General features: G+C 42.5%; 16 protein-coding genes and 1 other annotated feature. Of the genes, 14 read left to right on the top strand and 2 right to left on the bottom strand.

Annotated features, from left to right (window positions below; genetic code table 11):
- From ruvB to AA0Y26_RS14935, 5 genes are all read left to right on the top strand, one after another.
- Entirely contained in the window at positions 1 to 1,005 is a 1,005-nt protein-coding gene (ruvB, locus tag AA0Y26_RS14955) for a Holliday junction branch migration DNA helicase RuvB (RefSeq protein WP_413362884.1), read from the top strand.
- A gap of 19 nt (positions 1,006 to 1,024) precedes the next feature.
- Complete coding sequence (queA, locus tag AA0Y26_RS14950; RefSeq protein WP_413362883.1) at positions 1,025 to 2,068, top strand: tRNA preQ1(34) S-adenosylmethionine ribosyltransferase-isomerase QueA; 1,044 nt, start codon at positions 1,025 to 1,027, stop codon at positions 2,066 to 2,068.
- 83 nt (positions 2,069 to 2,151) lie between these two features.
- Positions 2,152 to 3,297: a tRNA guanosine(34) transglycosylase Tgt gene (gene tgt, locus AA0Y26_RS14945; protein WP_413362882.1), complete on the top strand. Its 1,146-nt coding sequence runs from the start codon at positions 2,152 to 2,154 to the stop codon at positions 3,295 to 3,297.
- A gap of 124 nt (positions 3,298 to 3,421) precedes the next feature.
- On the top strand, positions 3,422 to 3,682 hold the full coding sequence (yajC, locus tag AA0Y26_RS14940) for a preprotein translocase subunit YajC (protein ID WP_413362881.1): 261 nt from the start codon (positions 3,422 to 3,424) through the stop codon (positions 3,680 to 3,682).
- 184 nt (positions 3,683 to 3,866) lie between these two features.
- Positions 3,867 to 4,505 (top strand): DUF421 domain-containing protein, encoded by a 639-nt coding sequence (locus tag AA0Y26_RS14935; RefSeq protein WP_413362880.1) that lies wholly within the window; start codon positions 3,867 to 3,869, stop codon positions 4,503 to 4,505.
- Here AA0Y26_RS14935 and AA0Y26_RS14930 read toward each other — a convergent pair.
- The gene (locus tag AA0Y26_RS14930) at positions 4,488 to 5,984 is read right to left on the bottom strand and encodes an oligosaccharide flippase family protein (RefSeq protein WP_413362879.1); all 1,497 of its coding nucleotides are present in this window, start codon (positions 5,982 to 5,984) and stop codon (positions 4,488 to 4,490) included. The two genes, AA0Y26_RS14935 and AA0Y26_RS14930, sit on opposite strands and share 18 nt — an antisense overlap.
- A 96-nt stretch (positions 5,985 to 6,080) precedes the next feature.
- Here AA0Y26_RS14930 and AA0Y26_RS14925 point away from each other — a divergent pair, with 96 nt between their 5' ends.
- The 8 genes from AA0Y26_RS14925 (at position 6,081) to AA0Y26_RS14890 (ending at position 16,200) form a co-directional block, all read left to right on the top strand.
- On the top strand, positions 6,081 to 6,392 hold the full coding sequence (locus AA0Y26_RS14925) for a post-transcriptional regulator (RefSeq protein WP_413362878.1): 312 nt from the start codon (positions 6,081 to 6,083) through the stop codon (positions 6,390 to 6,392).
- A gap of 260 nt (positions 6,393 to 6,652) precedes the next feature.
- Positions 6,653 to 8,920, top strand: coding sequence for a protein translocase subunit SecDF (gene secDF / locus AA0Y26_RS14920; RefSeq protein ID WP_413362877.1), 2,268 nt, complete (start codon positions 6,653 to 6,655; stop codon positions 8,918 to 8,920).
- A gap of 157 nt (positions 8,921 to 9,077) precedes the next feature.
- Entirely contained in the window at positions 9,078 to 11,408 is a 2,331-nt protein-coding gene (gene recJ / locus AA0Y26_RS14915) for a single-stranded-DNA-specific exonuclease RecJ (protein WP_413362876.1), read from the top strand.
- A gap of 13 nt (positions 11,409 to 11,421) precedes the next feature.
- Entirely contained in the window at positions 11,422 to 11,934 is a 513-nt protein-coding gene (locus AA0Y26_RS14910; protein WP_413362875.1) for an adenine phosphoribosyltransferase, read from the top strand.
- Between the two features lie 206 nt (positions 11,935 to 12,140).
- The gene (locus tag AA0Y26_RS14905; RefSeq protein ID WP_413362874.1) at positions 12,141 to 14,333 is read left to right on the top strand and encodes a RelA/SpoT family protein; all 2,193 of its coding nucleotides are present in this window, start codon (positions 12,141 to 12,143) and stop codon (positions 14,331 to 14,333) included.
- A 20-nt stretch (positions 14,334 to 14,353) separates the two neighbouring features.
- Positions 14,354 to 14,797 (top strand): D-aminoacyl-tRNA deacylase, encoded by a 444-nt coding sequence (gene dtd / locus AA0Y26_RS14900; protein ID WP_413362873.1) that lies wholly within the window; start codon positions 14,354 to 14,356, stop codon positions 14,795 to 14,797.
- Positions 14,798 to 14,858: 61 nt separating this feature from the next.
- The gene (locus tag AA0Y26_RS14895; RefSeq protein WP_413362872.1) at positions 14,859 to 15,062 is read left to right on the top strand and encodes a DUF2642 domain-containing protein; all 204 of its coding nucleotides are present in this window, start codon (positions 14,859 to 14,861) and stop codon (positions 15,060 to 15,062) included.
- A gap of 244 nt (positions 15,063 to 15,306) precedes the next feature.
- Positions 15,307 to 16,200, top strand: a complete 894-nt coding sequence (locus tag AA0Y26_RS14890; RefSeq protein WP_413362871.1) for a manganese catalase family protein — start codon at positions 15,307 to 15,309, stop codon at positions 16,198 to 16,200.
- Positions 16,201 to 16,234: 34 nt separating this feature from the next.
- Here AA0Y26_RS14890 and AA0Y26_RS14885 read toward each other — a convergent pair whose 3' ends face one another.
- A complete protein-coding gene (locus AA0Y26_RS14885) occupies positions 16,235 to 17,776 on the bottom strand; it encodes an SH3 domain-containing protein (protein ID WP_413362870.1) in 1,542 nt (513 codons plus the stop codon).
- A 236-nt stretch (positions 17,777 to 18,012) separates the two neighbouring features.
- Positions 18,013 to 18,244 (top strand) — a binding site (T-box leader).
- Positions 18,245 to 18,399: 155 nt separating this feature from the next.
- Here AA0Y26_RS14885 and hisS point away from each other — a divergent pair.
- The gene (hisS, locus tag AA0Y26_RS14880; protein ID WP_413362869.1) at positions 18,400 to 19,665 is read left to right on the top strand and encodes a histidine--tRNA ligase; all 1,266 of its coding nucleotides are present in this window, start codon (positions 18,400 to 18,402) and stop codon (positions 19,663 to 19,665) included.
- Positions 19,666 to 19,678: the final 13 nt, after the last annotated feature.

Below are 19,678 nucleotides of genomic sequence, written 5' to 3'. Positions count from 1 at the left end.
ATGTCGGATCGTTTATTATCAAGTGAATCAAGTACATTTGATGAACAATTTGAATTATCACTGAGACCTCAAAGACTTTCGCAATATATCGGCCAGCAGACAGTAAAGGACAATCTAAAGATTTTTATTGAGGCGGCGAAATTGCGTGAAGAAAGCTTGGATCATGTGTTATTATACGGTCCTCCGGGTTTAGGAAAAACAACGCTTGCGGTAGTAATAGCAAATGAAATGGGCGTAAACGTAAAAATGACGAGCGGACCTGCGATTGAACGTCCAGGGGATCTGGCAGCAATTTTAAGCTCCTTGGAACCAGGTGATGTGTTGTTCATCGATGAAATCCATCGTCTTCCTCGTGCTATTGAAGAGGTCTTGTACCCGGCGATGGAGGATTTTTGTCTCGATATCGTCATTGGAAAAGGACCTGAGGCACGCTCGGTAAGGCTCGATTTGCCTCCATTTACATTGGTCGGTGCCACAACACGTGTTGGGGCTCTTTCAGCACCGCTGCGAGACCGTTTTGGTGTACACCTCCGTCTTGAATATTATGATGAAGCCTCTCTGGCACATATTGTTGTCCGCAGCGGACAGTTATTCAATGTAGAGATAGACGAGCATGCTGCATATGAAATGGCACGCCGATCGCGTGGTACACCGCGTATTGCCAACCGTTTGCTTAAGCGGGTACGGGATTATGCACAAGTTCTGGGAGACGGCCGGATTACAATTGATTTAGCAAACCAGGCATTGGAATTGCTGCAGGTGGATCCAAGAGGACTTGATCATATCGACCATAAATTGATGGTTGCTCTCATTGAGCGTTTTACTGGTGGACCGGTTGGCTTGGATACGATATCGGCCTCAATCGGCGAGGAGCGGATCACGATTGAGGAAGTGTACGAGCCTTATCTATTACAAATCGGATTCGTACAGAGAACGCCGCGTGGCCGTGTTGCAACACACATGGCGTATGAACATTTCGGTTATGCATATCCTGAACAAAATTAAACGATAGGAAGTTACAAAAATGAAAGTAGAAGATTTTGATTTTCACTTACCAGAAGAATTGATTGCCCAAACACCACTTCTCGACCGAACAGCGAGTCGGTTGATGGTTGTTAATCCATTTACACAAGAAGTAGAGCATCATCAATTTAGTCATATTTTGGACGAACTAGAGGCTGGCGACTGCCTTGTGTTAAACGACACAAAAGTATTGCCGGCCCGTCTAATGGGGACAAAGGAAGATACAGGAGCTGGAATCGAACTTCTCCTATTAAAACAAACAGGAGACGATGAGTGGGAAACACTTGTAAAGCCAGCGAAGCGTGTAAAAATCGGTACAGTTGTCACATTTGGAGACGGGCTCCTGAAAGCAACATGTACAGGCATGCTTGAGCATGGCGGACGTACCTTCAAATTTTCATATGATGGTATTTTTTATGAAATTTTAGAAAAACTAGGAGAAATGCCTCTTCCTCCTTATATCCGTGAGAAGCTGGAAGATCAGGACCGCTATCAAACTGTTTATGCACGTGAGCGTGGTTCTGCGGCAGCTCCGACAGCCGGATTACATTTCACTGAAGAGCTTTTGGCGCAAATTAAGGATAAGGGTGTCAATGTAGTATTCATTACACTGCATGTGGGACTTGGTACATTCCGTCCAGTTAGTGTGGATTCGATTGAAGACCATGATATGCATTCGGAATTTTACAGTGTGACAGAAGAGGCAGCAGAGATTATTAACCGCACGAAGCTAGCCGGCAACAAGATTGTCTCTGTCGGTACGACCTCGACACGTACGCTAGAAACAATTGCTAGCAAATATGACGGAGAAATCCGTGCCGAGCAAGGATGGACAAACATTTTCATTTACCCTGGCTACGAATACAAGGCGATTGATGGGCTAATTACAAACTTCCATTTACCAAAATCTACCCTTGTTATGTTAGTAAGTGCATTAGCTGGAAAAGAAACGATTCTTCATGCGTATAATGAAGCAGTAAAAGAAAAGTACCGCTTCTTTAGTTTTGGAGATGCAATGTATATTCGTCCACGAAACAACCGTTAAAAACATTTTAGCAGGGCTCATTCAAAGGAATGGGTTTCATTCGAAGTACTGTTTTTACTTTAGAAACGAGAGGAAATATTGATATGACACAACCACCAATTCGTTATGAATTAATTAAAACTTGCAAGCAGACAGGTGCACGCCTTGGTATCGTGCATACGCCGCACGGTTCATTTGAAACACCGACGTTTATGCCGGTAGGAACACAAGCGACAGTAAAGGCGATGTCTCCAGAAGAATTGAAAGAAATGAATGCAGGCATCATTCTTTCAAACACATATCATTTATGGCTGCGTCCTGGCAATGATATCGTGAAAGAAGCAGGGGGTCTGCACAAATTCATGAACTGGGATCGTCCGATTTTAACCGATTCAGGCGGTTTCCAAGTATTCTCCCTAAGTCAGTTCCGTAAAATCGAAGAAGAAGGTGTACATTTCCGTAATCACTTAAATGGAGACAAGCTCTTCTTGAGTCCGGAAAAGGCAATGGAAATCCAAAATGATTTAGGATCAGACATTATGATGGCATTCGATGAATGTCCACCATATCCTGCAACACATGAATATATGCTGCAATCTGTTGATCGTACGACACGCTGGGCAAAGCGTTGTAAGGAAGCGCATCAGCGTCCGGATGAACAAGGGTTATTTGGTATCATCCAAGGTGGAGAATATGAAGACTTACGCCGTCGCTCAGCAGAGGCGTTAGTTGAACTTGATTTCCCAGGCTATGCAGTCGGCGGCCTATCTGTAGGAGAGCCGAAAGATGTTATGAACCGTGTACTAGATTTCACAACACCGATGATGCCGGCAGACAAGCCACGCTACCTGATGGGAGTAGGTTCACCGGATTCACTAATCGATGGCTCAATTCGTGGAATCGATATGTTTGACTGCGTATTACCGACACGAATTGCACGTAACGGCACGTTGATGACTTCAGAAGGACGCATGGTCATTAAAAATGCAAAATATGCAAGTGATTTCCGTCCGATTGATGAAAATTGCGACTGCTATACATGTAAAAACTATACGCGTGCATATGTACGTCATTTACTTCGCACAGAGGAAACATTTGGGCTGCGCTTGACTTCATATCATAACCTGCGCTTCTTGATCAAGCTGATGGAGGATGTTCGCCAGGCTATCAGAGAAGACCGCCTAGGTGATTTTAAAGAAGAGTTCTTTGAGAAATATGGCTATAACAAGCCAGACGCTAAAAATTTCTAGTAGTTTTTGTAGTAATTTCTTTCATATAAGAGAAAAAGTTAGGATTTTCTTCGTAAATCCGAGCGGATTGAAAGAATTTATATTATACTAATGAAGTGAGAATGCTCGAAAGGGGGATATTTACGTGGAAGCACTGATTCAATTAGCTCCGATTCTTTTAATGTTCGTCGCGATGTGGTTCATCCTGATCCGTCCGGCACAAAAAAGACAAAAGGCAACAAATGCAATGCAAAACAGTTTAAAACGAGGAGACAAAGTCGTTACAATCGGCGGTCTTCATGGTGAAGTCGATAAAATTGAAGATACAGCAGTTTATCTGAAAATAGACAATAACACAACGTTGAAATTTGAGCGTCAAGCAATTGGCCGTGTATTTGAACAATAGTCGAAAAGGGCTGTCCCATCTGTATATCAGTATGGGACAACCCTTTTTTAAGTTGTAAGGAAAGAAGAGCTCCATTCCTTGATGCGCTTTCTGCCCACCAGCTAACATTGCCGCTCTCACTATCTTTTTTCTGTATAAGGTGTCGGCTGTTGGCCTACACTTGAACGAAGAAAGGGTGTTAAATGTGGGAGATTATTGGCTAATTAGTTTCAGGACATTGATTTTATACATTATTGTTCTCATCGTATTTCGTTTGATGGGTAAACGTGAAGTAGGCGAGCTGAGTCTGCTTGATTTTGCCGTATATGTTTTGATTGCAGAAGTGGCCTCACTTGCAATTGATAATTTAGATCAGCCATTGATGCTGGCCGTGGTCCCGATCATTTTATTGTTCATTATTCAATATTTGAACGCGCTCTTTATATTAAAAAACAAAAAGATGCGGGACGCCATTGATGGAGACCCGACAATTGTAATTAGAGATGGCCGCATTGTAGAAGCTGAAATGCGAAGGCAAAGGTACAACCTAGATGATTTATTCCAACAACTTCGAGAACAAGGAATTACTTCTGTTCAAAGCATTGCTTATGCTTTTTTAGAGCAATCAGGGAAGCTTTCCGTATTTCAAAAAGGAAAGGACCCGTTTATATTACCGCTTATATTAGATGGATATGTCGATGAAAAACATCTCACTTTCATCGGTAAGAATCGAAAATGGCTGGAAGATATGCTGCGTAATGAGGGGATTCATAGTATGGATGAAGTATTTTATTGCTGTTATGAAAATGAAAAGCTTCATTATCAATTAAAAGCGCGCAAATAACATACGCACATAACGAAGGTCCGTTAGCTTCACTTGCTTTGTCACAATAAGAAGAACGGTTAATAAAATGAATGTGATTACCATACTGAAAATTTCTGAGTTGTAGGAAACGAATGACTGAATAACACTTGTTAAAACAAAACAGCTATAAGAGGCAACGAACAGACGGAAGCCTACATGAATGTTTGGCATATTACGTACAGACGCAATATGTAAAAATGATGTGAGCAGGACACCGAACCCGATTGCGATGATTGCTCCGAATTGCTGCAGCATCGGCTGTGCTGCCAGAACAAGCATGAGTAACAGTTTGCCAAGACCGCCGTAGATGGAGTTCATCATGGCAACACGTGCTCTGTCTAGCGCCTGTAATATAGAAAGCAGTGGACTTTGTATATAATAGAAGTAGAAAATTGGGGCGAGTATTTTCATATAGCCTGTCTCATCTTTTAAGTGAAACAGCTCCCTGGCGAGAAAGTCACCGTATAGTAGGAAATATGTTGCAGCGTAGCATCCAATGAGCGATGACAGCCGTAAAGAGATGATAATACGTTCGTTCAGTAGACGTGTGTTATGGACAGCTGCAGCACCACTAACAGCTGGAATGAGAATGATGGAAAGAGCCGCCGGTATAAATGCTGGAAACAGAAGAAGTGGTATGTGTACACCAGAGATGACTCCGTACAATGTTGTAGCAGCGGTTGCTGTCATACCGGAAATTGTTAGCGCCTTTAGAAAAACAATCGGCTCTAAAAACCATGTAAATGTACCAAATAATTTACTGCCGGCTGATGGTAATGCAATTCTGAACAGAGGACCACTTGGGTGTGTTCCAACTTTCTTGTCGCTGCGCTGTTTTGTAAATTGATAGTGCAGCAAGAGATAGAGGAAAGCACCTAATTCACCAAGCGCTGTCATCCCCATTGCATAGGCAGCATCCGTTGTGCTTGTACCTGTTAAGAAATAAGGAAGAGCAAATGTAATCGCCCCAATACGAATGGCTTGTTCAATAAGAGAAGACCAAGCAGTCGGGGAAGTTTTACCTGCTCCAAGCAAGTAAGCCTTGATAATACCTCCATAGACGACAATCGGTACCGTACAAATAGCAATGATCAGGGGATAGCGTGTCCCGCTGCTTTGCAGGAAGATTTCAGCAATTTTTGGTGTGATGAAGAAAAGAACAGGTAACAGAATAATAATAGAAATGGTAGAAATACGCATACATGTCTTGAGGACGCTTGCTGCTTCTACCTTTTTTCCTTTGGCATAAAAATCAGCCACCACTTTCGTCAAAGCAATTGGCAGACCAAGCTGCACAAGAGAAATGAAGAAAATGAATGCAGGATAGGCAGTCATATAAATTCCTACAACCTCTTCCCCTGCAATACGCATAAACTGCATGCGATAAACAAATCCAAATAATTTAGACAAGAAAATGACAATCGTTAACAGGAGAGTCCCTTTGACAAAAGAAGTCATTAGCTGGCGCAACCCTTTCTCTTTTTAAAAGTTTCATATACAATATTTGTATGCAACTGCACCTGCCATTAAAACTAACGATTAGGGGTGGAAGAAATGACGGTTCCTTACGAGGCGCTATATCACAAAGTGGATATAATTTTACAAAGCAAGTTAGAGGAGTTTCATTTATATGAGTATGATGCAATTACAATGGAACAGTTATGGGTGTACTGCGTTGAAAAAAAATGGCGAAAAAAGGTGATTGAGGAGCTTCCATTATATGAGATTGCCTCCACTATCTTCTCCATCACACCGTCAGAGTTACTGAATTATGTACAAGTGAAAAGCTTGAAGTCTCATGATGGCCTTGTAGAAATTAATATGGAAGAACTGGAAGAATTGTTAGGTCCGGTAAAAGTAAAGTAGTAAATTAGTAAAATTTTGGCCATTCATTGGAAGTTCATTTGACAGAGAACGATGTGTGACTCATAATAAGCTTATTGCACGTTTCTTTTACATTTTTTTCTGAAAACCAAAGTCGCTTTTCCTTTTTAAGGGATATGCGAAGTAAGGAAAAAGTATAGTTTGGCAGCGAGTGGCTACTGCTATAGAAGTAAAAGAAAGGGCGCATATTGTTTGCGCTCTTTCTCGTGTGCGTCAGCATACATTTTGAGGAGGATTTACAGATGAAATTAGCAAACCGTATCATTACGTTTATACTTGTAGTTGGATTGCTATTTGCAGGTATGAGTACGACGGTAAAAGGAATTCTAGAAGATGTAAAACTAGGACTAGATTTACAGGGTGGATTCGAAGTATTGTATGAAGTCGAATCGCTTGTCGATGGACAAGAGGTAACCCAGAAGGTCCTGGCTGATACAACAACGGCCTTAGGGAACCGGATTAATGCATTTGGTGTTAGTGAGCCAAGCATTCAGGTAGAAGGGGAAGACCGTATTCGTGTACAGCTTGCCGGATTAGATGACCAGTCATCTGCGCGTGAGCTGTTATCAAGTACGGCTGAGCTCACATTCCGTGATGTTAATGATAACGTATTGTTAGATGGCACGGACTTAAAAGAGGGCGGTGCAACTGATACGTTCGATCAGCAGAACCAGCCGATCGTTACCCTAAAATTGAAGGATGCTAATAAATTTGCGGAAGTAACGCGTGAAATCTCTTCGCGTCCCCCAGGTGAAAATTTATTAGTTGTGTGGCTAGACTTTGAAGAAGGTGTAGATTCCTATGCAGCTGAAGCAGCAAAGGCTAACCCAAAATTTGAATCTGCTGCTACAGTAAATGAAGTCATTAACTCAACAGATGTGCAAATTTCAGGTAATTTCACAGTAGAAGAAACAAAAAGTTTTGCGAGTGTTCTTAACTCAGGTTCTCTGCCTGTTAAATTAACAGAAATCTACTCGACATCTGTCGGTGCACAGTTTGGTAAAGATGCATTAAATGATACAGTATTTGCCGGTATCGTTGGTGTTGCTGCAATCTTTATCTTTATGCTGCTGTATTACCGCCTGCCTGGATTTATTTCTATTATTACCTTGGTTGTGTTTACGTACTTGGTGCTTGTTGTATTCAATGGCATCAACGCTGTATTGACATTACCGGGTATTGCGGCCGTCGTGCTTGGAATCGGGATGGCAGTGGATGCCAATATCCTGACGGCGGAACGTATCCGTGAAGAGCTTCGTGTTGGTCATACGGTGAAGGAAGCATTCCAGCTCGGCTCTAAACAGTCACTATCGGCTATTGTCGATGCGCAGCTGACAACATTGCTTGCTGCAGTTGTACTGTTCTTCTTTGGTACAAGCTCGGTGAAAGGCTTTGCGACAACATTAAGTATTTCGATTATCTTATCATTTGTTACAGCAGTTTGGGGTTCTCGTGTTTTACTAGGCCTGCTAGTAAACAGCGGCTACTTCAATAACCCGGCATGGTTTGGTATTGCAAAGTCAAAGCAGCATAAACCAGAGGAAGGCATTTCTACACTTGACCTGTCTACAAAGTTCGACCGTTTAGATTTTGTAGGCAACCGCAAAAAATTCTATGCCTTCTCCTTAATTATTCTGTTAGTTGGGTCAGCCATCATTGGAATCTACCGTCTAAATCTAGGGATCGATTTCTCAAGCGGTACACGGGTTGATATCCAATCAGATGAGGCGTTTACAAAAGAGCAGGTTGTCGACTATTTGGATTCTATCGGCTTTGCAAATGAAGATGTAATCATTTCCGGTGAAGAACAAAACGTAGCAGTTATGCGCTACAAAGATGACTTTACACGCGAAGAGATTGCGGATCTTAAGGCACAGGTTCTTGAAGACTATGGACATGAGGCAAACGTCAGCACGGTGTCATCAACGGTCGGTGAGGAGCTTGTCAAAAATGCTATGAAGGCACTTGCTATTGCAGCGCTCGGTATCATCATCTATGTAGCTGTTCGTTTCGAATGGCGAATGGGTGTCGGAGCTATTGTATCCTTACTGCATGACGTGTTCTTCATCGTAGCAATTTTCAGTTTGCTTCGTTTAGAGGTAGATATTACATTCATTGCGGCTGTACTGACAATTGTCGGTTACTCTATTAACGATACAATCGTTACATTTGACCGAATTCGTGAAAATGTTGACCGTTCCGAAAAGATTACGACAAAAGAAGAGCTGGCGTTAATCGTCAACAAGTCTCTTCGCCAAACAATGGGACGCTCTGTTAATACTGTATTGACGGTTATCATTGTTGTAATCGCGTTGATTGCATTTGGTGCACCATCTATCCAAAACTTCTCGATTGCTTTATTAATCGGTTTAGTGACAGGGATGTACTCATCCATCTGCATCGCAGCACAAATTTGGTATACATTAAAATCTCGAGAAATGAAGAAAAAAGGCACTTCGGTTGTGAAAAAAGAAAAGAAACAATGGGGTTCAGACGAGCCTATCGTATAAGAGAGAAAGTGTACCGGACTGGGTCCGGTACACTTTTTTCATGCAATCGCTCATTCATTATTTAGGGTGAGATACGTTTTCATTCTACAAATCTATTCGTATTCTTCCTATTTAAAAGAAAAAATCGTTATAATGGATTTCATAAGGAAGTGAGAGAATGATTGAATCAGTGAAAAAATGGATTGTCCAGCGTCCGGACCAAGAGCTTGTGAAGCAATTACAAAATAAGCTGGGCATTTCTGCGATAGCAGCAAAGATACTTGTAGCAAGGGGGTGCAGCTCTGAAGAGCAGGCAGCATCTCTATTAAAGATAAATGAGCGTGATTTTCATGATCCTTTTATGATGCACGGAATGAAACAGGCAGTTGAGCGGATTAACCGGGCGCTTGAAGAGGGCGAGAAAATATTAGTCTATGGCGATTATGACAGCGACGGTATTACGAGTACGACTGTCATGATGAATGTTCTGCTGGATTTAGGAGCGGATGCCGACTATATGATCCCTAACCGCTTCACGCACGGCTATGGACCACATGAGGAGCTGTTCAGACAGGCCTATGAAAATGGCGTGCAGCTCATTATAACGGTTGATAATGGGATCAGCGGGATTGAACCAATCCGTGTGGCAAAAGAGCTAGGAATGGATGTCATCGTGACCGATCACCATGAGGCAGGAGAAACATTGCCGAATGCGGATGTTATTCTTCATCCTCGTGTTCCGGAGGGTCACTATCCATTCGGAGAGCTTGCTGGCGTGGGGGTTGCGTTTAAGCTTGCACACGCACTGTATGGGGAAGTCCCTGATCATTTGTTTGAATATGTCGCCATTGGGACGATTGCCGACTTGGTTCCGTTAAAGGGAGAAAACCGCTATTTAGTGAAACAGGGAATTAAAGCATTAAAAACATCAACCAGCCTATGGGTAAAAGCGCTTTGTGAGGCTGCTGGTGTTAAACAGCAGGAGATTAATGAAGAAACGATTGGCTTTTATTTTGGACCGCGGCTGAATGCGATTGGGCGCCTCGGATCAGCTATGCCGGGTGTAGAGTTTTTAATGAGCGATTCTAAACAGCAGGCAGATCACTTAGCAAAGGTGCTAAACGAAAAAAATGATGAGCGCAAGGATATTGTTAACACAATTACAGAAGAAGCAATTGCGATGATTGACTCAGATGAAACAATTCGAGACAGCCTTGTTCTTGTCGTCGCAAAAGAAGGCTGGAATCCTGGAGTAGTTGGAATCGTTGCTTCCCGTCTTGTCGGAAAGTATTATAAGCCAACCATCGTCCTGTCACTTGATGCGGAAAAAGGAACAGCAAAAGGTTCTGCCCGAAGTATTGAAGGGTTCCATCTTTATGAAGAGCTTGCGAAAAATCGCGATATTATCCCGCATTTCGGTGGACATCCGATGGCAGCTGGCATGACATTTCCACTAGAGCATGTGGACGAGCTGAGAAGCCGCCTTCATCGGCAAGCGGCAGAAGCATTAACAGAAGAGCAGCTGGTGCCAAAACTGTATATTGACGTTCCTGTGGATTTAAGTGAGGTGTCGGTAGCGGCTATTGAAGAAATTCGAAAGCTGGGACCGTTTGGCACAGAGTTTGCCAAGCCGGTATTTGCGCTGGAAAAGGTAAATGTCTCTTCCATGCGCCGAATCGGAGCTCAGGAAAATCATTTGAAACTGGAATTGGAGGATACGTACGGAAAGATTGATGCAATCGGTTTTGGCAAGGGATACTTGTTCAATGACATTTCATACGGCGTTCAAGTTTCCTTTGTAGGCGACCTGCAAATAAATGAATGGCAAGGGAATAAAAAGGCACAATTCATGATAGAAGATGTTCAAGCTGATGAATGGCAGCTGTATGATTTTCGAGGGAAAAGCCAGGCAGCTAATTGGTTATCGAAGCTTTCTCTAGAGCATACTGATTTTGTAGCCTTCCAGCCCAAAACGGTTGAGCAATATACAAAAGTTATTGAAAAACCTATCCAGCTTATTGGCAATAGAGAAGATTATAATGAGCTGCAATCCTATATCGTGCTGTTAGATATGCCTGCAAATGTATCCCTTTTAGAAGAGATGCTGAGAGAAAAACAATTTAAACGGATTTATGCTCATTTTTACACTCCGGATTCTCAATATTTCGATGGTATGCCGACACGGCAGCACTTCAGCTGGTACTATGCTTTTCTGAAGAAACGTCCGACATTTAACTTAAAAATGCATATTGGACAATTATCGCAGCATATTGGACTAAATATTGACGTAATTAAATTTATGACTAAGGTGTTTTTTGAGCTTGGATTTGTTAAAATAGAGGATGGTTTGACGACTGTTGTTGAAAATGCGCCGAAGCGTGCGCTAGAAGAGGCACCGTCATATAAAATGCGTTCAGCACAAATTGAATTAGAGCAGAAACTCTTATACGCAACCTATACAGAACTCAAACAATGGTTTAATGAACGAATGAAGGGCTCCGGCTCTTAAGGAGGAAAATAAATTGGATTTAAAGCAATACGTTACAACGGTGGAGAACTGGCCTAAAGAAGGCATCAGCTTCAAAGATATTACCACTATTATGGACAACGGTCCGGCATACAAATACGCAACTGACCAAATCGTTGAATATGCAAAAGAAGTAGGAGCAGAAATCATCGTAGGTCCGGAAGCACGCGGATTCATCATCGGTTGTCCAGTGGCTTATGCCCTTGAAATCGGTTTTGCCCCTGTACGTAAGCCTGGAAAGCTTCCACGTGAAGTAATCAGTGCTGATTATGGCCTAGAATATGGTCAAGATACACTGACAATGCATAGAGATGCTGTGAAGCCTGGCCAAAAAGTGCTGATCTGTGATGATTTGCTTGCTACTGGCGGTACAGTAGATGCAACAATCCGTCTAATCGAACAGCTTGGCGGACAAGTAGTCGGCTGTGCGTTTCTTATCGAGCTTGAGGAATTAAAGGGCCGAGAAAAAATTGGAAACTATCCAGTTAAAACGTTAATCACATATTAATACGTTGACTGATCATTTAGTCTAAACAAACCGTGGATGAATGCAAGTACTTGCTTTTGTCCACGGTTTTTTTCACAAAGTATTCAAATTTGCGTATTGCATCCTCCTATAAATTAGTGTGTCTTTACAATGTATAGGGATTTTTTATACAATTAAAGTTATTACCATTCGAAGAGAAAATATTGATTACAAGGTGGACTAATTTTATGGCGAAAGAACAAATTTTGGCGCCCGAAGACGTCTTCGAGCTCGTGAAATCATATATGAATGATGAACATGTCGCTTTTGTCGTGAAAGCATATGAAGTGGCAAAGGAAGCACATAAAGAGCAATTCCGCAGTTCTGGAGAGCCTTACATTATACATCCTGTGCAAGTAGCAGGCATTTTGGCAGACTTACAGATGGACCCGGAAACGGTTGCTGCTGGATTTCTGCATGATGTTGTAGAAGATACCGATGTTTCCCGTGAGGATTTAGTAAATGCGTTTAATGAAGAAGTAGCCATGCTGGTTGATGGTGTAACGAAGCTTGGAAAGATTAAGTATATGTCTAAGGAAGAACAGCAGGCAGAGAACCACCGTAAAATGTTTGTCGCGATGGCACAGGATATACGCGTTATTTTGATCAAGCTTGCAGACCGATTGCACAATATGCGCACACTAAAGCACTTGCCTGCTGAAAAGCAGCGCCGTATCTCAAAAGAGACACTTGAAATTTTTGCACCACTCGCTCACCGTCTAGGAATCAACACAGTTAAATGGGAGCTTGAGGATACAGCACTGCGCTATTTGAACCCGCAGCAATATTACCGGATCGTTAGTTTGATGAAAAAAAAGCGTGATGAGCGGGAAAAATACTTGGATAATGTCATCGTCGAAATCCAGTCACAGCTGGAGGAGATGGAGATTGATGCTGATATATACGGACGTCCAAAGCATATTTACTCTATTTATCGTAAAATGGCTATGCAAAAAAAGCAGTTCAATGAAATCTATGATTTACTAGCCGTTCGTATTCTTGTTGATAGCATTAAGGATTGCTATGCGGTCATCGGGATCGTACATACCTTATGGAAACCGATGCCTGGACGCTTTAAAGATTACATTGCCATGCCAAAGCAGAACCTTTACCAATCCCTTCATACAACTGTCATAGGCCCTTATGGAGACCCTCTTGAAGTGCAGATCCGTACAAAGGAAATGCATAAAATTGCCGAGTACGGGATTGCGGCTCACTGGGCTTATAAAGAAGGAAAAAATGCTGATAACAAACGGGAAAGCATCGATCAAAAATTAACATGGTTTAGGGAAATTTTAGAGTTCCAAAATGAATCATCCAACGCTGAGGAGTTTATGGAATCTCTGAAGTTTGATCTGTTTTCTGATATGGTATATGTTTTCACACCAAAAGGAGATGTCGTGGAGCTGCCAGCCGGTTCAGTACCTATCGATTTTGCTTACCGAGTTCACTCTGAGGTCGGCAATAAAACAATTGGTGCTAAAGTAAATGGTAAAATGGTTCCCCTTGATACCCCGCTGAAAACGGGCGATATTATCGAGGTATTAACATCCAAGCAATCATTTGGTCCAAGCCGTGACTGGATTAAAATTGCCCAAAGCTCACAAGCAAAAAATAAAATCAAACAATTCTTCAAGAAAAATCTGCGTGAAGAAAATATCGAAAAGGGCCGCGATTTGGTCGAGAAAGAAATTAAAGCCCAAGAATTCGATCATAAAGATGTACTGACACCTGAAAATATTAAACGCGTTATAGAAAAGTTCAATTATACACATGAAGAAGATCTTTACGCTGCTGTTGGTGTCGGTGGTATCACGGCGCAGCAGATTGTAAACCGCCTGGCGGAAAAAATGAGAAAAGAGCGTGAGCATGAGGAAGCGCTCGAAAAAATCGCTCGAGAAATGGCGAAGCCGGTAAACACAAAACGTACGGAAACAGGTGTGGTTGTAAAAGGAATCGATAATCTGCTTATCCGCTTATCGCGCTGCTGTACGCCGGTGCCAGGGGATGAAATCGTTGGCTTTATTACAAAGGGCCGCGGTGTTTCTGTACACCGTGCTGATTGTCCGAACATTCAAGAAGGGGAAACGTCAGAGCGTCTAATTGAGGTAGAATGGGAAAATGCTCCGTCTCACCGCAAAGAATATCCAGTTGATATTGAAATCTCTGCATTCGACAGACCAGGTGTGTTAAACGATGTCATGATGGCTGTTAGTGAAACGAAAACAAATATTATGGCTGTCTCAGGAAGAGCGGATCGTGATAAAATTGCCACAATTCATCTGACGATTGCGATTACGAATATTTCAGGGCTTCATAAGGTAGTCGATCGGATTAAGCAGCTGCCGGACATCTATTCTGTGCAGCGTGTCATCAACTAAAGAATAGAAGGTAGAGAAATATGAAAGTAGTCATTCAACGTTCAAAACAAGCATCCGTTACGGTGGAGGGAACTGTGACGGGTGCAATCGATAATGGGTATGTATTATTAGTAGGCATCACAAACACAGATACAGCAGAAGATATCGCCTATTGTGCAAAGAAGGTTGCTGAACTTCGTCTTTGGGAAGATGAGGAAGGGAAGATGAACCATTCCATCCTAGAGACGGGCGGTGATATTTTATCAGTGTCGCAGTTTACCCTATATGGAGAAACAAAGAAGGGCAGACGTCCCAGCTTTACAGGAGCAGCACGTCCTGAACAGGCTAAGCCATTATGGGAAGCGTTTAATGAGGCTCTACGTGCGTATGGCTTGCATGTGGAAACAGGGGTTTTCGGTGCAATGATGGATGTCGCGTTAATAAATGACGGACCTGTTACAATTATTGTCGATTCTGCCAAGTAAACTTTTTCAATTCTACCTCATACAATAGGAGCGAACGTGTAACCTTAAAGGGGTGGAGAATATGTCAATGCAAATATCAAATCCATATTTATTTGAAACAGTAAAAGGCTTAATCGGTCAGCAAATTGTCGTGCAAACTGGTAAAAATATTCAACAGGGGCTTCTAACTTCAGTATTACCGGATCATATCGTCGTTGAAATTTGTCAAACACCTTTCTTTATTCGAATGGATGAAATTGTTTGGATTACTGTTGCTAGAGTTTAATTTCCTTCAGGAGAGGTCTGTTGCGTCTTAAGAGCGGCAGCAGAAATACGGGGATAAGCGAAACTTGTAAAACTGTAAGAGTAGGGCTTAAAAGAAGCAGCGTCCTTCGACACAGTATAAACTGCAGCTTTGCGCCCGTTTAGAGCTCCAAATTACGATGTAATTATGTCCACATATCATTAATAACCGGTATAAGCATCTTCGCCTTGTCATATGTTACAAAAGACAAGACGGAGGTGTTTTTATGTTTCAACGTGTCAATCGCTTGGCGATCGAGCTGCCGAATGTCGAATACGGCGATGCCAATGCGGCAAGTGCCGTTCAGGAGCTGCTAGGCGGAAAATTTGGGGAAATGTCGACACTGAACAATTATATGTATCAATCTTTCAACTTCCGTGGAAAAAAGAAACTTAAGCCATTCTATGATCTAGTTGCAAGTATTACAGCGGAGGAGTTTGGTCATGTAGAACTTGTGGCAACAACCATTAACCTTCTGAATAAAGGAAATTCCTTTGCAGCGCCGCCTGATTTGAGCCCTTTACAAAATGCCAAAAATTTGCGGAATACCCAAAGTTTTATCGCTGCGGCTCAAGCATCGATGCCTGTGGATTCGATGGGAAAACCGTGGAACGGGGATTTCGTAACGTCGAGCGGTAATTTAGTGCTTGACCTTCTGCACAATTTCTTCCTAGAGTGCGGCGCGCGTACACACAAGATGCGGGTGTATGAAATGACAGACCATCCAACGGCCCGGGAAATGATCGGCTATTTACTTGTGCGGGGCGGTACACATATCGTGGCATATGCAAAGGCACTTGAAATGGCAACGGGTGTAGATGTAACAAAGATGCTGCCGATCCCGAATCTTGATAACCGGGTATTTGATACGGCTCGGAAATATGAAGACCGTGGAGATGGAAATGTTTTATTTACCTGGAATTATGTTGGGGACTACGAAGGGATTAGACAGATTTGGAAGGGCCCGCACCCAACAACGAATGAGCAGCTAGTTGTAGTGGAAGGTATGCCTAAGGGAGGGAAAGTACCGGAACTGGATGAGCTTCCTGAGGAGTTTGCACCAGGAATCGGGCCGGATGAATTCCAAATGATTGCCAAGAGGTTGCTCTCCAATATGTAAAGGGCATGCTGACTCAGCATGCCCTTTTTTACTATTATAGTTGGGAATCAAAATAATTAAGGATACCTTCATAAATGCCAAGTGTTGCTTGTTCACGATAATAATCTGTTGTGATTGATCGCTCTTCACTTGGATTGCTCAAAAAGCCTAACTCTATTAAAATAGCTTTTTGGCGGTTTTCACGAAGGACAAGATAATTACCTGGCTGTACGCCGCGATCGCGAAGATCTACCTTTTTAGCGAGTTTGGCATGTACATATTGTGCCAGCTCCTGCTGATTGCTGTTTAAATAATAGGTTGTAATACCAGAAACAGAACTATTTTCTGTTGCATCATAATGAAGGCTGATGAAAGCATCGGCATCCACCTGATGAGAAACAGCAACCCGTTTCCGCAGGTCTACATATACATCAGATTCCCGGGTCATAATGACATCGGCACCTGCTGCCCGAAGCTTTGATTTAAGCAGTTCAGCGGTTTTTAACGTAATTCCTTTTTCATCTGTTCCTCTGCTGCCGGTCGTTCCATGGTCATTCCCGCCGTGCCCCGGATCGATGACGATCGTCAACCCTTTCAATGTTCCTTTTTTTCTTTTAACGGCTGCCTTTTTAGTGGCAGCGGGCTGCTGAACTGAATCGGTAGGTGAGACAACCCAATTCGCGACATATGCGGTTTTATTTCCGCTCACGGAAACTTTGTACCAGTCACCTTCTGTTTCAACAATGCTATATGTTTCACCAGCGTTTGCACGGTGAACAATTGCAGCGGATGTAGAAGCCTCTGCCCGAAGGTTTGTCCCTTCATATATGACCGTAACACTGCCGCTTGAAGAAGACGCATCAGAAGTAGATTTTGTTTCTTTTGCTCCAAAAGAGCCGTAGAATTTGTAAATCCAGCCTTCTGTATTGTCTTTGTATTGAATGTGAACCCAGTTATTCGACTGTTCTAATACTTTGAACTGTTCTCCTCGATAGGCCACACCAACGCGCTTCGACGTTAAATCTGCTTTTTTTCTCACATTTACAGCATCCACGGTAACCGTGAATATATTGCCCTCATTTGGTGTCTCCACCATTTCATCAGCTGCCGCTTTAGAAAGCTCCTTAACAGTTACATATTGGTTGGATACCCAGCCTGTAGTTGTTCCATACTGAATTTGAATCCAATCGTTCTGTGACTTTATGTATGTCGCTTCGTTACCTGAGGATAACTGTGTTAGTACGGTTGAGGAAAGAGAGGGTTCCGCACGTACATTTAGATGATCAACTTGGGAAATAATAACTTTTTGCTCCTGCTTACTTTCTGTTCCCGTGTTTGCTCGTGTCATCCAGCCAGCGATCCAGCCTTCTGTATTTCCTGCCTTAACATGAATCCAATCTCCAGCATGTTCAATTGTCGAAACAGTGTCCCCTTCCTGGAGTTTTAAAAGAATTGGATAAGACAATCCTGGACCTTCCCGGAGATTTAAGACTTCAGCAGTAACGACTAAATCATCACCGGCAGCCTTGGAAGCAGTCGGCAACGCGATAGAAAAGATGAGTGTACAAACAATGAATAGATGGAATGCTTGTCTCATTATGCAGGCCTCCTTTCAACATAAATAGAGTAAATGTTTGTAGAAGCGGGCTATCTCCATTGTAAAAGCAATTATGTATTAAAATCTATAGTTATTTTAGTTAAAAGGAAATAATAGGAGATATTAGCTAATATAAAACGATTTGTCTTCTTTATTTATGTCAAATGAGATATGTCTTTCTAAAAAATAGTTGACAAGACAGGTATGCAACATTAAGATTATGTATAATCTAAAATTAAGCGCTGTTGATCAAGCAAGTAGTAAGTACCAATGCTGATAAGAGAGGGAAAATCATGGGCTGAAAGTTTTCCTGCAGTATGTATGATGCGAATAACACTTGGGAGGCTTTTTCCTGAAAAACAAACGTTTAGTAGGGAAAAACGGAATCGGCCGTTATCCGATTACGAGGTGGATGCATGGCGCATCAACTAGGGTGGAACCGCGGAAGTTACAGCTTTCGTCCCTTGCTATAAGCAGGGGACGGGAGCTTTTTTTATTTTTGCGATAGTGAAGCTGCTCGGGTAGTAAAGTTTTATTTAAAGTAATGAACCAAATACATTACCTATCCAGCGGTCATTTCATAAATGAAATGCTATAGAGAAACAAGAGAGGAAGTGTAATTCATGAGTTTTAAAGTACCTCGTGGGACGCAGGATATTTTACCTGGTCAATCTGAGAAGTGGCAGCAAGTAGAAAAGGTACTGCGCGATCTTAGCCATGTGTATCGTTATAAGGAAATTCGCACACCAATTTTTGAATCAACAGAATTATTCCAGCGCGGTGTAGGAGATACAACAGATATCGTCCAAAAGGAAATGTATACATTTACCGACCGTGGAGGACGTTCGCTGACACTGCGTCCAGAAGGAACGGCAGCAGCTGTGCGGGCCTATGTGGAGCATAAAATGTTCGGGCAGCCTGATCAGCCCGTAAAGCTATCATATATCGGACCAATGTTCCGTTATGAACGGCAGCAGGCAGGACGCTACCGCCAGTTTGTGCAGTTCGGCGTGGAGGCGATTGGTTCAGCAGATCCTGCAATCGATGCAGAAGTCATCTCCTTTGCTATGGATATTTATAAAAAAGCCGGTTTGAAGGATTTGAAACTAGTCCTCAACTCATTAGGTGATAAAGAAACACGAGATGCACACCGTACAGCACTCATTAATCACTTTGAGCCATCTATCGGTGAATTTTGCTCGGATTGTCAAAAACGTTTGGAGAAAAACCCGCTGCGCATCCTAGACTGCAAAGTGGATCGTGAACATCCGCTGATGGCGAGTGCACCTGCTTTAACGGATTATTTAACAGCGTATTCTGCTGAATACTTTGCTAAAGTAAAGGATTATTTGGATCGTTTAAATATTCCTTATGAAGTAGATCCGAATCTTGTACGTGGTCTTGATTATTACAACCACACTGCATTTGAAATTATGTCTACGGCATCGGGCTTCGGGGCGATTACAACGCTTTGCGGCGGCGGCCGGTACAATGGTCTCGTAGAAGATATCGGGGGTCCGGATGCACCGGGTATTGGCTTTGCACTTTCAATCGAGCGTCTGCTTTTGGCATTGGAAGCTGAAGGTGTAGCATTAGAAGACAATGATCAACTTGATATGTATGTTGTTGTCATGGGTGAAACGGCAAAAGCAAAAGCGGTTGAGCTAGTGAGCGCATTCCGCGCAAATGGTATTTCGGCAGATATGGATTATGCCGATCGCAAAATGAAGGCCCAAATGAAGACGGCTGATCGCCAAGGGGCTAAATATGTCATTGTTCTTGGAGAGACAGAGCTTGAAGAGCAGGCAGTTAATGTAAAGGAAATGGAAACAGGCAATCAGGAAAAGGTAGCCTTTACTGAACTAGTGAGTTTCGTATTACAAAAATAGATAGAATGAAGTT

Source organism: Lysinibacillus canaveralius, from assembly GCF_047301505.1.
Taxonomy (GTDB): Bacteria; Bacillota; Bacilli; order Bacillales_A; family Planococcaceae; genus Lysinibacillus_B.
This window is presented reverse-complemented; position numbering and strand designations above follow the sequence as displayed.